The sequence below is a fragment of the Pseudomonas sp. D3-10 genome (genome assembly GCF_051132175.1).
Classification (GTDB): domain Bacteria; phylum Pseudomonadota; class Gammaproteobacteria; order Pseudomonadales; family Pseudomonadaceae; genus Aquipseudomonas.
Genome location: NZ_CP071668.1, coordinates 3,912,961 through 3,925,907 on the forward strand (window position 1 = coordinate 3,912,961; position 12,947 = coordinate 3,925,907).

Here is a 12,947-nt window from a genome sequence, read left to right on the forward strand (position 1 = left end):
ACCCTCAGGAGCCCGTCGATGCTGCCCAGCCTGTTTATCTCCCATGGCTCCCCCATGCTTGCCCTGGAGCCCGGCGAAAGCGGTCCGGCCCTGACTCGCCTTGCCGCGCAGTTGCCCAGGCCCAAGGCCATCGTCGTTGTCTCAGCTCATTGGGAGAGTGATGAGCTGCTGGTCAGCGCCAACCCACGGCCACGCACCTGGCATGATTTCGGTGGTTTTCCACCCGACCTGTACAAGGTGCAATATCCCGCCCCAGGCGATCCTCGGTTGGCAACACAGGTCGCCGACCTGCTCAACGCCACGCAGCTGCCGGCACGCCTCGACACGGGACGGCCCGCCGACCATGGCGTCTGGGTGCCGCTGTCACTGATGTATCCCGAGGCGGATATTGCGGTGGTACAGGTCTCTTTGCCTAGCCGTCAGGGGCCAACACTGCAAACGCGGGTGGGCCGCGCATTGGCGAGCCTGCGGGAACAAGGCGTGCTGGTGATCGGCTCCGGGAGCATCACCCACAACCTGCGGGACCTGGATTGGAACGCCGGCCCCGACAGCATCGAGCCGTGGGCCAAGGCGTTTCGCGACTGGATGGTTGCCAGGCTGGCGTCGAACGACGAGACGGCACTGCATGACTACCGCCGCCAGGCTCCCCATGCCGTGCGCAGCCACCCCAGCGACGAGCATTTGTTGCCGCTGTATTTCGCCCGCGGAGCCGGTGGTACGTTCAGCGTTGCCCATGCTGGATTTACCATGGGGACGCTGGGGATGGACATTTATCGGTTCGACTGATCGAAAACCGAGTCGCTCCATTCGCGAGCAGGCTCGCTCCCACATTGGGTCTTCGGCGCTCAAAAACCCCCTGTGGGAGCAAGCTTGCTCGCGATTGGCCTCCCCGCCGCTCGCATTGAAAAGCGCCAAACGACAGGCAAAAAAATCCCCGAACCAGTCGGGGATTTTTTCGTGCTCGATCAATCAACCCGTAGGTCGATCAATCCTCGCGGTAGCGACGCAGCTTGAGCTGCTTGCCGGCCACGCGGGTGTCCTTGAGCTTGGTCAGCAACTTCTCCAAACCATCTTCCGGCAGTTCCACCAGGCTGAAGCTGTCACGCACCTGGATACGACCGATGGCTTCGCGAGCCAAGCCACCCTCGTTGAGGATCGCGCCCAGCAGGTTCTTGGCGGCAATGCCGTCACGAGCACCCAGCGCGGTACGGCAGCGAGCACGGCCTTCGGCCAACGGGATCGGTGCACGACGCTCGCGATCACCACGGTCCGGACGATCGCCACTGCGCTCAGGACGGTCGCCACGCGGTGCGTTGTTCGGCACCAGTGGGCGTTCCTTCTCGATTGCAGCCAGGTTCAGCGCTTGGCCGTTGGTGGCCTTGCGCAACAGGGCAGCGGCCAGGGCACGTGGGGTGCAACCGATGTCGGCGGTCAGGCGATCGAGCAGATCACCGTGGGTCGATTCGGCGTCAGCCACCAGCGGCGACAGGCTGTTGGTCAGTTTCTTGATGCGGGCATCGAGAACGGCCTGGGCGTCCGGCAGGCGGACCTCAGCGACCTTCTGACCCGTCACACGCTCGATCACTTGCAGCATGCGGCGCTCACGCGGGGTGACCAACAATAACGCACGGCCTTCGCGACCGGCACGGCCGGTACGACCGATACGGTGTACGTAGGACTCCGGATCGTACGGCATGTCGACGTTGAACACGTGGGTGATACGCGGAACGTCCAGGCCACGGGCCGCGACGTCGGTCGCCACAACGATGTCCAGGCGGCCATCCTTGAGGGAGTCGATCACGCGCTCACGCTGGTTCTGGGCAATGTCACCGTTCAGCGCGGCGGCTTTGTAGCCTTTGGCTTCCAGGGCGCTGGCCAGGTCCAGGGTCGCTTGCTTGGTGCGCACGAACATGATCAGGGCGTCGAAGTCTTCGACTTCCAGCAGGCTGAGAACGGCGGAAGTCTTCTGGTCGGCGTGAACCAGCAGGTGTGCCTGCTCGATCGCGGTGACGGTCTGGGTCTTGCTCTGGATCTTCACGTGCTTCGGATCGCGCAGATGGCGTTCGGCGATGGCACGGATCGATTGTGGCAAGGTGGCCGAGAACAGGACGGTCTGGCGAGTCTCAGGCATGGCCTTGAAGATGACTTCCAGGTCGTCCATGAAGCCCAGCTTGAGCATTTCGTCCGCTTCGTCGAGAACCAGGTGGTTCACGGTGGCGAGGACTTTTTCGTCGCGACGCAGGTGGTCGCACAGACGGCCCGGGGTGGCGACAACGATCTGTGCGCCATTACGGATTGCTTTCAGTTGTGGGCCCATCGGCGCGCCGCCGTAGACAGCCACAACAGTCACGCCTGGCATTTGCTTGGCGTAGGTTTCGAAAGCGGTTGCAACTTGTAGCGCCAACTCACGAGTTGGGGCCAGGATCAGAGCTTGCGGCTCGCGCTTGGACGGATCAATGCGGTGCAGGATCGGCAGTGCGAACGCGGCGGTTTTACCCGTACCTGTTTGCGCCTGACCAATCATATCGTGACCGGCGAGAATGATCGGGATCGACTGCTGCTGAATGGCCGAAGGCTCTTCATAGCCGGTAGCGACTACTGCAGCGACAATATTGGGATGAAGTTCAAGAGCGGCGAAGCCGCCGATTTCCTGGGTCATGGGTCTGCCTCTAAGTGCATCCGCAAAGACCCATGCTCCAAAGCTGCGCATGCCGTGTTGAGACTCAAGAGTCGCCCTGGCAGCTTTGTCGGCGGGGATTTGCGAAAACGAATGAATGAAAAAGAACGTCGCGGAAGCATCCGTTGTGCGGACATGCAACCGAAGCTGGCTTCGGAATATTGCGCTACCTTGACGCGGCCCGGCTAAAGGCCGGCGCGCACTATACCGGAATTCGCCCAAAAAGGGAGCTTTTTTTACTGAAACACTGTTGTAGGGCTCGCGACCAAAAGCCTTGGGGCAGCCGGCTAAAACGGTTCACTTGCGCTGGCGTTCCCCTGTGGCGAGGGAGCTTGCTCCCGCTGGGTCGCGAAGCGGCCCCATCGATTCCAGACTACTGACCCAGGCGTCTGCTTCGCAGCCGAGCGGGAGCAAGCTCCCTCGCCACAAAAGCCCTTGCAGTTCTGATCACGTCGCCGGGCGGATGGCCTTGATCAGCGATTGCAACGAATACCCCAATCGTGGCGCCAGCCCTTCGGCCCGGGCAACCAAGCCTTGCATGTCCAGCGCCTGGTCCAGGTCCGCCGGCACGATCAGGATCACGTTGCCCTCCTTCACCGGCAATTCCCAATAGTGTCGGTGGTACAGGCCACGCAACAATGCCGCGCCCAGGGGCTTGCCGTCATCGGTTGCCCATTGATTGATCACTAGCCAGCCGCCCGGGTTGAGGCGCTTCTGGCAGTTTTCCAGAAAACCCCACGCCAGATGGCCTACGCCGGGGCCGACATCGGTATAGAGGTCGACAAAAATCAGATCGGCCGGCTCCGCCGTTTCAAGCAGTTCCAGGGCATCGCCGACGCGGATGTACAAGCGCGGATCGTCATCCAGCCCCAGGTATTCGATGGCCAGGCGCGGCACCTCGGGGCGCAGCTCGATCGCCTCGACATCTTCCAGCGGCAGAAACTTGAGGCAGGCCTGGGTCAAGGTTCCTGCGCCCAATCCCAGGAAGAGCGCGCTTTCCGGCTGCTCGTGACACAACGCACCGATGAGCATGGCGCGAGTGTAGTCGTATTCGAGCCAGCTGGGATCGGCCGTGAACACGCAGCTCTGCTCGATGGCATCGCCGAACTCGAGAAACCGGTAGTCGGCCACTTCGAACACGCGAATCATGCCGAACTCGTCGTGCACCTCGGCGAGCAAATGCTCGACGCGCTCCTCTGTCATTTCATCTCCTGATGTTGCCGGGCGGCCATGGGCCTGCCCATACGGGGCGAAGGCGCGATTGTCCGCGAAGCAAGCGGAGCAGGTCACGCACTAATTTGCTGATAACATGAGCGCCCGAGCGTAAATCACCTAGAGATCATGATGAGCCAACCCTGGAGCCCTGACAGCTGGCGCGCCCTGCCGATCCAGCAGCAACCCCGATACCCTGACGCGGCGCATCTGCAACGCGTCGAGCAGACCCTGGCCAGCTATCCGCCACTGGTGTTTGCCGGTGAAGCCCGGGAGTTGCGCCGTCAGTTCGCCGAAGTCACCCAGGGCCGGGCCTTTCTGTTGCAGGGCGGTGACTGTGCGGAAAGCTTCGTCGAATTCTCCGCCGCCAAGATCCGCGACACCTTCAAAGTGCTGCTGCAGATGGCGATCGTGATGACGTTCGCCGCCGGTTGCCCGGTGGTGAAGGTCGGGCGCATGGCCGGCCAGTTCGCCAAGCCACGCTCCGCCAATGATGAAACCATCGACGGCGTAACGCTGCCGGCCTACCGGGGTGACATCGTCAATGGCATCGGCTTCGACGAGCAAAGTCGTGTACCGGATCCGGAGCGGTTGCTGCAGTCCTACCACCAGTCCACCGCCACGCTGAACCTGCTGCGTGCGTTCGCCCAGGGCGGCTTTGCCGATTTGCACCAGGTGCACAAATGGAACCTGGATTTCATCGCCAACTCGGCCCTGGCGGAAAAATACAGCCACCTGGCCGACCGCATCGACGAAACCCTGGCCTTCATGCGCGCCTGCGGCATGGACAGCTCGCCACAACTGCGTGAAACCAGTTTTTTCACCGCCCACGAGGCGTTGCTGCTCAACTACGAAGAAGCCTTCGTGCGCCGCGACAGCCTGACCAATGACTATTACGACTGCTCGGCCCACATGCTGTGGATCGGCGACCGCACCCGTCAGCTGGACGGCGCCCACGTCGAGTTTCTGCGCGGGGTGAACAACCCGATCGGCGTCAAGGTCGGCCCCAGCATGAACCCTGACGACCTGATTCGCCTGATCGATGTCCTCAACCCGGACAATGACCCGGGCCGACTGAACCTGATCGCGCGCATGGGCGCCAACAAGGTTGGCGATCACCTGCCGCAACTGCTGCGCGCCGTACAGCGTGAAGGCAAGCAGGTGCTGTGGAGCTCCGATCCGATGCACGGCAACACCATCAAGGCCAGCAGCGGCTACAAGACCCGGGACTTTGCGCAGATCCTTGGCGAAGTGAAGCAATTCTTCCAGGTCCATGAAGCCGAAGGGACTTACGCCGGCGGTATCCACATCGAGATGACCGGGCAGAACGTCACCGAATGCATCGGCGGCGCGCGCCCGATCACCGAGGACGGCCTGTCGGACCGCTACCACACCCACTGCGATCCGCGGATGAATGCTGACCAGTCGCTGGAGTTGGCGTTCTTGATTGCCGAGACCTTGAAGCAGGTTCGGCGGTGAGTCTGTAGGTCCTTCTTCACCGGTTCAATCGCCTCGCGAGCAGGCTCGCTCCCACATTGGATTTGCTGTGTCACAAAGGCTGTAGTCACCGCAAATCCCTGTGGGAGCGAGCCTGCTCGCGAAGGGGGCCAGCTCAGTCACTGGTAATTTCAGCCAATGCCACCGCCAACCGAACCCCACCCTCCCGCTGGCAATTGAGTTGAACCCGCTCCAACCCCAACCACCGGGCCATGCTCCACAGATTCGCCGCCAGCGCCAGCATGCCCTCCTCGTCCATCCCGGGCACCTCTTCGTGCACGGCATGCACGGCCAATTGCCCCAAAGCCCGCTCCGCCCGCAAATCAACCCGGGCGGCAATTCGCTCGTTGTGTAGAAACGGCAGGACGTAATAGCCATACACCCGCTTGTGTACCGGCGTGTAGATCTCCAGGCGATAGCGAAAATCAAACAGCCGCTCGGTGCGATTGCGCTCCCAGACCAGCGAATCGAACGGTGACAGCAGCGCACTGGCGGCAACCTTGCGTGGAATTTTCACAAGGGGGCGACACCAGGCCGGCTGTTTCCAACCCTGGACCTGACAGCGCAGCAGTGCTCCGGCCTCTTCCAGTTCAGCCAGCCGCTCGCGGGCGTCCGCCGGGCTCAAGCGAAAGTAGTCACGCAGATCCTTCTCGGTGCCAACCCCCAAGGCTTCGGCGGCATGGATCAGCAGTGTGCGCTGGGCCTGGGCTTCGTCCGGCAGCGGTTGCTGCAGGATCGAGGCCGGCAAGACCCGCTCCGGCAAATCATAGAGGCGCTCGAAGCCACGGCGCCCCGCCACCGTCACCTCGCCCGCCGCGAACAGCCACTCCAGCGCATGCTTCTCCGCGCTCCAGTCCCACCACGGCCCAGCCTTTTCCTGGCGCGTGGACAAGCTGCCCGCGCCAATCGCGCCCTGGTCCCGAACAGATTGCAGGACTCGACCGATCACGTCTTGCTGCTCGCGGCCGAAACGCGCCAATTGTTGATAAATACCTTCGCCGCGCGCCGCCCGGGCCATGCGCCAGCGCATCGACGGATACATCCTCATCGGCAGCAGCGAAGCCTCATGCCCCCAATATTCGAACAACGTGCGACGACGCCCCTGGCTCCAGGCAGCTTGATCGAGCAAATCGCGATTGTAATGACCGAGGCGGGAGAACAGCGGGAGGTAATGCGAGCGCACCAACGCGTTGACTGAATCGATCTGCAGGACGCCAAGGCGTTCGATCAGGCGGTTGAGGCGGGAGGGTTGGACCGGCGCCGACGGTAACCGCCCATTGAATCCTTGGGCGGCCAACGCCAGACGCCGGGCCTGTTTGAGGGTAAAGGACAGAGTCGCGGGCATGGAGATCTCCTTGTCTGCTCGCAACCTACCTCACCACTAAGCGGTTTGTGTAGGGAAGGATGGCTCATTTGTGCATTGGGTCATCCCAGAATGGCCGGACCACTTCTTTTTCCACGTCGGCACGGCTGACGCCGATGTCCTTGAGCGCCTCGTCGCTCAGGCCGGCAAGCAATTCACGTTCATGGTGCAATTCATACCAGCGGCTAAACTTGTGCAGCAGATCGCTGAGGGAAAACCGGTGGAATGAGTGTTTGTCTATCGATACATACCCTTTCTGACCTTTCATCGTCATGTCCTCCGTTGGGGGTAGCTCAAGTCTCGCGCCAAGGCTAAGATCAATCCAACGAATGTTTCTTATGCAATACATCTCGGAGATTGATCCATTGTCGAGTTACCCGAGCATCGATACGGAAGTGCTGCGGACCTTTGTCGCCATCGCCGATCAGGGTGGTTTTACCCGTGCCGGGGAATTGGTCAACCGTACGCAATCCGCGGTCAGCATGCAGATGAAGCGGCTGGAGGAAGACGTGTTGCAGCGTCGACTGTTCGAGCGCGACGGGCGACAAGTAAAGCTCACCGCCGAGGGCCAGGTGTTGCTGGGTTATGCCCGGCGCATCCTCAAGTTGCACAGCGAAGTGTTCAATACCCTGCGCGAACCCCATATGGTCGGCACGGTCCGCATCGGCACACCGGACGATTATGTGATGCGCTTTTTGCCAGGCATCCTGCAGCGCTTCGCCCAGTTCTATCCGCTGATCGAAATCGAGGTGCATTGCGAATCATCCAAGCAATTGCTGCTGCGCCAGGACCTGGACCTGTCCATCGTCACTCGCAAGCCTGGGGATGAAATAGGCCAGTTGCTGCGCAAGGAACGTTTTGTCTGGGCCGAAGCGGCGTGCTTCAACACCCATGAGCAAACGCCCCTGCCGCTGGCTATGTTCAACAGCGATTGCTTCTGCCGGCAGTGGGCCTGCAATGCGCTGGACGCCATGGGACGCGATTACCGCGTGGCCTATAACAGCTCGAGCTTGTCGGCGATCATGGCAGTGGTAGGCGCGGGCCTGGCAATCACTGCGCAACTGGAAAGCCTGCTGACCCCTGACATGCGCGTCCTCGGCGAGGCCGAGAACCTGCCGGAGCTGCCCGAGGCCAGCATCATGCTGATCCGCAACCTGCACAATCCGTCGCCGATCACCGAATGCCTGGCCGAACACATCGTGGAAGGCTTCAAACTTTAAAGATGAGCAGTACGGCGCACAGCACCAGGAAACCGCAGAACAGCCCACGCAACAGTCGCTCCGGCAAGGCGTGGGCGACCTTCACGCCCCAGCTGATGCTCATCAGCCCACCGACTGCCAGCGGCACGCCGATCCACCAGTCCACTTCATGATGAAACGCATAAGTGACAAGGGTCACGCCGGTACTGGGCAAGGCCAACGACAGCGACAGGCCCTGGGCAACTACCTGAGTCGTGCCGAACACACTGGTGAGGAACGGCGTTGCGACAACGGCCCCACCCACACCAAACAGGCCACCCATCGTCCCTGAAGCCGCACCCAACACACCGAGCCATGGCCAACCGTGGCGCATCTGCGCCGAAGCGGGCGCCGTAGTGGTGAACATTCGGATAAGGTTGTATGCAGCCAAAACAACCAAGAACACCACGAAGCCGATGCGCATGCTTTCGGCGTCAATGCCCACGGCCCAGATAGAGCCGAGCCAGGCGAAGCAGAATCCCATGGACGCCAACGGCAGGACATGACGCAACTCGATGCGATTGCGCTGGTGATAACGCCACAGCGCCAGCATGACGTTAGGCACCACCATCACCAATGCCGTGCCCTGGGCAATCTGCTGGTCCAGGCCGAACCATACGCCCAGCACCGGTATCGCAATCAGCCCGCCACCGATGCCGAACAATCCCCCCAAGGTGCCCAACGCGGCGCCCAACAGCAAATACAGCACGACCTCGATCACAGACCACTCTCCCCTTAATCAGGGCGCCTATCCTACGCAGTTGCCGAGACCGAGGAAACGCAACACCTGATCAAGTCGTCAGAATTATCTGGTGCATTAAAGATTCGTCCGCTAGATTCGTAATCATCTTTGACGAAAGGTTTTGCCATGAGCACCCAACGCGACACCCCCGACCCTTGCGAAGCCCTTTTGCTGGACAACCAGGTCTGTTTCGCCCTGCACTCGACATCGCTGTTGATGACCAAGGTGTACAAGCCACTGCTCCAAGCCCTGGGCCTGACCTATCCGCAGTATCTGGCGATGATGGTGCTGTGGGAAAAAGACGGTTTGACCGTCGGTGAAATCAGCACCCGCCTGCTCACTGACCCGGGCTCCCTGACACCATTGCTCAAGCGCCTGGAGGCCGAGGGCCTATTGAGCCGCACCCGCAGCCGTGAGGACGAGCGCGTGGTGATCGTCGAGCTCACCGAGCAAGGCCGCGCCTTGCAGAAAAAGGCCCTCGACATCCCCCAATGCATCCTCGCCGCCAGCGGCCAGACGTTGGAGCAACTGAAGAAACTGCAGCATGATCTCCAGCAGTTGCGTGGGCACTTGCAAGACAGCCTGTAACTTCAGGAACACCGCCGGCTCTATGTGGGACCGAGCCTGCTCGCGAAAGCGCCGGCGAATCCAATACCCCTCCTCTTGACCTTCCGCCCTTCCCGTCAACCCCCCCGCATCGAAAAATTTTCAACCCCATCGAACCGCTCTAGAACAGCCCCTCCAGCCATTTCCGGCTTGCCAATTCATATTCTCCGTAAAAATTTATCTTGCGCGCAAATTATTAGCGCTATAGATTCTCTCCACACCTACTTAGCGCGCAAACATTTAGCGCAAACAACCAACCTGAAAACGAGGCGCCCACCATGAAAACGCTCTACACCGCAATCGCAACTTCCACCGGCGGCCGTGACGGCCGTGCTATCTCCAGCGACAACATTCTCGACGTCAAACTCGCCACGCCAAAAGAACTCGGCGGCGCAGGCGGTGCGGCGACCAACCCTGAACAACTGTTCGCCGCCGGTTACTCGGCCTGCTTCATCGGCGCGCTGAAATTCGTCGCCAGCCAGACCAAACGCAAGATCCCAGACGACGCCTCTATCTCTGCCCATGTTGGCATCGGCCAGATTCCTGGTGGTTTCGGTCTCGACATCGACCTGCACATCAGCCTGCCGGGCCTCGACCAGGCCGACGCCCAGAGCCTCGTCGATGCCGCGCACCAGGTGTGCCCTTACTCCAACGCCACCCGCGGCAACGTTGATGTGCGCCTGCACGTGACCGTTTGATCTTCGCCCCTCGAACCTGAATTTAAGGAGATGCACATGAACACTGTCAGCAAAACCCTTACCGGCACCCTTCTCGCCCTGAGCGTTAGCAACGCTTTCGCCGACGGCATCGTCGAACACAACACCCAGGCCTTCCTCGACGCGCTGAACGCCGGCACCGGCAAGCCGCTGGAGCAGTTGTCGCCCAAAGACGCCCGCGCAGTACTGGTCGGCGCCCAGGCCGGTGTGAAGTTGACGCTGCCCAAGGCCGATGTCAGCGAGAAAACCATCAAGGTCGATGGACAATCGATCAGCCTGACCATCGTTCGTCCGGCCGGTATCAAGGGTGAGCTGCCCGTGTTCATGTTCTTCCACGGCGGAGGCTGGGTGCTGGGGGACTTCCCAACCCATGAACGCCTGGTTCGCGACCTGGTGGCGGGTTCGGGCGCCGTCGCGGTGTTTGTCAACTACACGCCTTCACCCGAAGCGCGTTACCCGGTGGCGATCAACCAGGCTTATGCCGCAACCAAGTGGGTGGCCGAGCACGGTAAGGAAATCAATGTCGATGGCAAGCGCCTGGCGGTAGCGGGCAACAGCGTTGGCGGTAACATGGCTGCGGTCGTGGCGCTGATGGCCAAGGACAAGGGCACCCCGGCGATCCGCTTCCAAGCGCTGTTATGGCCGGTGACCGATGCCAATTTCGAGACGGCGTCCTACAACCAGTTCGCCGAAGGGCATTTCCTCAGCAAGAACATGATGAAGTGGTTCTGGGACAACTACACCACCGATGCCGGGCAGCGCAACGAGATCTATGCGTCGCCATTGCGGGCAACCACCGCGCAGCTCAAGGGCCTGCCGCCCGCGCTGGTGCAGACTGCCGAGGCTGACGTACTGCGCGACGAAGGCGAAGCCTACGCCCGCAAACTGGACGCGGCCGGCGTGCCAGTCACGACTGTCCGTTACAACGGCATGATCCACGACTATGGCTTGCTCAACGTCGTGAGCCAGGTGCCAGCGGTGCGCTCGGCGATGTTGCAAGCGTCCCAAGAACTCAAGGAACACCTGAAGTAACAGGGCCCCTGGGAGCAAGAATGAAAAAGCCCGACTCAATGGTCGGGCTTTTTCGTACAAAAGACTTCGCTTATTTAGCGCGGCCTTTGTAGGAACCGCCTTCGCGGGTATCGATCTCGATCATGTCGCCGATTTCGATGAAGTCAGCAACCGACAGCTCGGTACCGTTCTTCAGTTTGGCAGGCTTCATCACCTTGCCGGAAGTATCACCGCGAGCGGAGCCTTCGGTGTAGTCAACCTGACGCACGATGGTGGTCGGCAGTTCTACGGAAACCAGGCGGCCTTCGAAGAATACGGCTTCGCAGACGTCGGTCATGCCTTCTTCAACGAATGGCAGAACGCTTTCGATGTCTTCGGCGTTCAGTTCGTACATGGTGTAGTCAGTGGTGTCCATGAACGTGTAGGAGTCGCCGCTGATGAAGGACAGGGTCGCTTCTTTACGGTCCAGGATCACGTCGTCCAGCTTGTCGTCCGCACCGTAGACGGTTTCGGTCTTGTAGCCGGTCAGCAGGTTTTTCAGCTTGGTCTTCATGATCGCGCTGTTACGACCCGACTTGGTGAATTCAGCTTTCTGAACCAGCCAAGGATCGTTGTCGATACGAATCACGGTACCGGGTTTGAGTTCTTTACCAGTTTTCATTGCGAATATCCGAATTTGGATGGGATTTACAAAAATCTAGGCCGCGTATCATATCCAATTTCGGTAAAACTTCACCAGCGCCGTGGCGAGATCGGCTCGCGAGGCCTGTTCCAGGCACCATGCCTGGGCGTGTTCGGCCAGTTCACGCCGCGCTTCGCCAGTGGCTTTCCAGTGCTCGGCCATGTCCTGGCCGGCATTCCAGGCCCGCCAAAGACCGCTGATCGCTTTTTCCGCCGAAGCCGAAAGACCTTGGGTGTACAACGCGAGAAACGCTTCGAGCTTTTCCAGATGGACATCTTCTTCCTGCTGGTAGATGTGCCAGAGCAACGGCAGCCCGGCCCATTGCGCACGTACGAACGAGTCTTCGCCACGCACCGCGTTGAAATCGCAGCACCACAGGAGCCGGTCGTAATCATCCTGCCTAATAAAGGGCAGCACCTGCACCGTCAGGGCGCCGCGGCGATGCAGCGCGCCGGACTCCAAGCCATCCACGCCCAGCCAGCGCGCCACATCGCCCAGGACCCGGCCTTCGGGAACCAATACATGGGATGCGCGCGCATCGGTCGCCATCGCCTCGAACCAGCTCGCCAGTCCGGCGTTCTCATAGGCGAACAGCGAGATCAGGCGCGCCCCGGGTTCCCGCACGACGCCCAATCCATGCAGGAAATTTCGCTGCGCCACGTCATCCTGTTGAAACAGCCGACGATGCTCCAGCAGGCCGGCCTCACGCAGCAAGCCCCCCGTTCCCTCTTGGAAACCAGGAAAAAAGAAATATTTCTGCACATGCTTGTACTTGACCGACGGCAGGCCATGGCAACCGATGACCCAGTCTTCGGCGCTCAAGTAGTCGAGGTTCATCCATAACGGCGTCACCTCGCGTTCGGCCATCGCGTCCATATAGGCACTGGGCAATTGGCAGGCGAAGGCTGCTATCACAACGTCCGCCGCGTCGGTGTCGCACCATTGCGTGGGCCAGTGTCGGACCTGTACACCCTGCTGCCATTGTTCACAAAGGCCGACGTCGATCTCGGGGCACAGCCGCTCGAAAGCACGCAGGTCATCGACCCAAAGCCGCACCGCGCATCGATGCTCGGCCACCAATTGCCGGGCCAGGCGCCACGTGACGCCGATGTCGCCAAAGTTATCCACGACGGTGCAAAAAATATCCCAGCGCACGGTCATTCCCGACTCCCTGTGGCAAAGCCTGATTGTCCCGCATTGGCC

13 protein-coding genes are annotated in these 12,947 nt (G+C 60.8%); 6 read left to right on the forward strand and 7 right to left on the reverse strand.

All coding sequences use genetic code 11. The features are described from left to right. The first annotated feature begins 18 nt into the window (after positions 1-18). A complete protein-coding gene (locus J3P90_RS17500; protein ID WP_434563140.1) occupies positions 19-786 on the forward strand; it encodes a DODA-type extradiol aromatic ring-opening family dioxygenase in 768 nt (255 codons plus the stop codon). Between the two features lie 199 nt (positions 787-985). Here the strand turns inward: J3P90_RS17500 and J3P90_RS17505 are convergent, their stop codons facing one another. Next, complete coding sequence (locus J3P90_RS17505; RefSeq protein WP_030141884.1) at positions 986-2,659, reverse strand: DEAD/DEAH box helicase; 1,674 nt, start codon at positions 2,657-2,659, stop codon at positions 986-988. A gap of 465 nt (positions 2,660-3,124) precedes the next feature. After that, a complete protein-coding gene (locus J3P90_RS17510) occupies positions 3,125-3,880 on the reverse strand; it encodes a spermidine synthase (protein WP_434610425.1) in 756 nt (251 codons plus the stop codon). A gap of 141 nt (positions 3,881-4,021) precedes the next feature. Here J3P90_RS17510 and J3P90_RS17515 point away from each other — a divergent pair, with 141 nt between their 5' ends. Continuing rightward, a complete protein-coding gene (locus tag J3P90_RS17515) occupies positions 4,022-5,368 on the forward strand; it encodes a class II 3-deoxy-7-phosphoheptulonate synthase (RefSeq protein ID WP_420764795.1) in 1,347 nt (448 codons plus the stop codon). 133 nt (positions 5,369-5,501) lie between these two features. Here the strand turns inward: J3P90_RS17515 and J3P90_RS17520 are convergent, their stop codons facing one another. Both J3P90_RS17520 and J3P90_RS17525 read right to left on the reverse strand, forming a co-directional pair. Continuing rightward, on the reverse strand, positions 5,502-6,731 hold the full coding sequence (locus J3P90_RS17520) for a winged helix-turn-helix domain-containing protein (RefSeq protein ID WP_434675120.1): 1,230 nt from the start codon (positions 6,729-6,731) through the stop codon (positions 5,502-5,504). A 64-nt stretch (positions 6,732-6,795) separates the two neighbouring features. Next, a complete protein-coding gene (locus J3P90_RS17525) occupies positions 6,796-7,017 on the reverse strand; it encodes a DUF1127 domain-containing protein (protein ID WP_420764797.1) in 222 nt (73 codons plus the stop codon). Positions 7,018-7,114: 97 nt separating this feature from the next. Here J3P90_RS17525 and J3P90_RS17530 point away from each other — a divergent pair, with 97 nt between their 5' ends. After that, entirely contained in the window at positions 7,115-7,969 is an 855-nt protein-coding gene (locus J3P90_RS17530; protein ID WP_420764840.1) for a LysR substrate-binding domain-containing protein, read from the forward strand. Here J3P90_RS17530 and J3P90_RS17535 read toward each other — a convergent pair. Beyond that, complete coding sequence (locus J3P90_RS17535) at positions 7,959-8,708, reverse strand: sulfite exporter TauE/SafE family protein (RefSeq protein ID WP_434563136.1); 750 nt, start codon at positions 8,706-8,708, stop codon at positions 7,959-7,961. The genes J3P90_RS17530 and J3P90_RS17535 overlap by 11 nt on opposite strands. 147 nt (positions 8,709-8,855) lie before the next feature. On the opposite strand from J3P90_RS17535, the gene J3P90_RS17540 reads away from it, so the two are divergent. From J3P90_RS17540 to J3P90_RS17550, 3 genes are all read left to right on the forward strand, one after another. Next, positions 8,856-9,317 (forward strand): MarR family winged helix-turn-helix transcriptional regulator, encoded by a 462-nt coding sequence (locus J3P90_RS17540; protein ID WP_434563134.1) that lies wholly within the window; start codon positions 8,856-8,858, stop codon positions 9,315-9,317. Positions 9,318-9,613: 296 nt separating this feature from the next. Continuing rightward, entirely contained in the window at positions 9,614-10,033 is a 420-nt protein-coding gene (locus J3P90_RS17545) for an organic hydroperoxide resistance protein (RefSeq protein WP_434563132.1), read from the forward strand. Positions 10,034-10,069: 36 nt separating this feature from the next. Next, positions 10,070-11,083, forward strand: a complete 1,014-nt coding sequence (locus J3P90_RS17550; protein ID WP_434675121.1) for an alpha/beta hydrolase — start codon at positions 10,070-10,072, stop codon at positions 11,081-11,083. Between the two features lie 70 nt (positions 11,084-11,153). Here the strand turns inward: J3P90_RS17550 and J3P90_RS17555 are convergent, their stop codons facing one another. Further along, entirely contained in the window at positions 11,154-11,723 is a 570-nt protein-coding gene (locus J3P90_RS17555; RefSeq protein WP_007955690.1) for an elongation factor P, read from the reverse strand. 48 nt (positions 11,724-11,771) lie between these two features. After that, on the reverse strand, positions 11,772-12,905 hold the full coding sequence (gene earP, locus J3P90_RS17560) for an elongation factor P maturation arginine rhamnosyltransferase EarP (protein ID WP_434610414.1): 1,134 nt from the start codon (positions 12,903-12,905) through the stop codon (positions 11,772-11,774). Between the last annotated feature and the right edge of the window lie 42 nt (positions 12,906-12,947).

What these genes read in the sequence shown, in the direction of transcription:
- J3P90_RS17540 (WP_434563134.1), top strand. Translation starts at nt 8,856, where the DNA reads ATGAGCACCCAACGCGACACCCCCGACCCTTGCGAAGCCCTTTTGCTG.
- J3P90_RS17525 (WP_420764797.1), bottom strand. Translation starts at nt 7,017, where the DNA reads ATGAAAGGTCAGAAAGGGTATGTATCGATAGACAAACACTCATTCCAC.
- J3P90_RS17550 (WP_434675121.1), top strand. Translation starts at nt 10,070, where the DNA reads ATGAACACTGTCAGCAAAACCCTTACCGGCACCCTTCTCGCCCTGAGC.
- J3P90_RS17510 (WP_434610425.1), bottom strand. Translation starts at nt 3,880, where the DNA reads ATGACAGAGGAGCGCGTCGAGCATTTGCTCGCCGAGGTGCACGACGAG.
- J3P90_RS17500 (WP_434563140.1), top strand. Translation starts at nt 19, where the DNA reads ATGCTGCCCAGCCTGTTTATCTCCCATGGCTCCCCCATGCTTGCCCTG.
- J3P90_RS17545 (WP_434563132.1), top strand. Translation starts at nt 9,614, where the DNA reads ATGAAAACGCTCTACACCGCAATCGCAACTTCCACCGGCGGCCGTGAC.
- J3P90_RS17520 (WP_434675120.1), bottom strand. Translation starts at nt 6,731, where the DNA reads ATGCCCGCGACTCTGTCCTTTACCCTCAAACAGGCCCGGCGTCTGGCG.
- J3P90_RS17505 (WP_030141884.1), bottom strand. Translation starts at nt 2,659, where the DNA reads ATGACCCAGGAAATCGGCGGCTTCGCCGCTCTTGAACTTCATCCCAAT.
- J3P90_RS17555 (WP_007955690.1), bottom strand. Translation starts at nt 11,723, where the DNA reads ATGAAAACTGGTAAAGAACTCAAACCCGGTACCGTGATTCGTATCGAC.
- J3P90_RS17515 (WP_420764795.1), top strand. Translation starts at nt 4,022, where the DNA reads ATGAGCCAACCCTGGAGCCCTGACAGCTGGCGCGCCCTGCCGATCCAG.
- earP (WP_434610414.1), bottom strand. Translation starts at nt 12,905, where the DNA reads ATGACCGTGCGCTGGGATATTTTTTGCACCGTCGTGGATAACTTTGGC.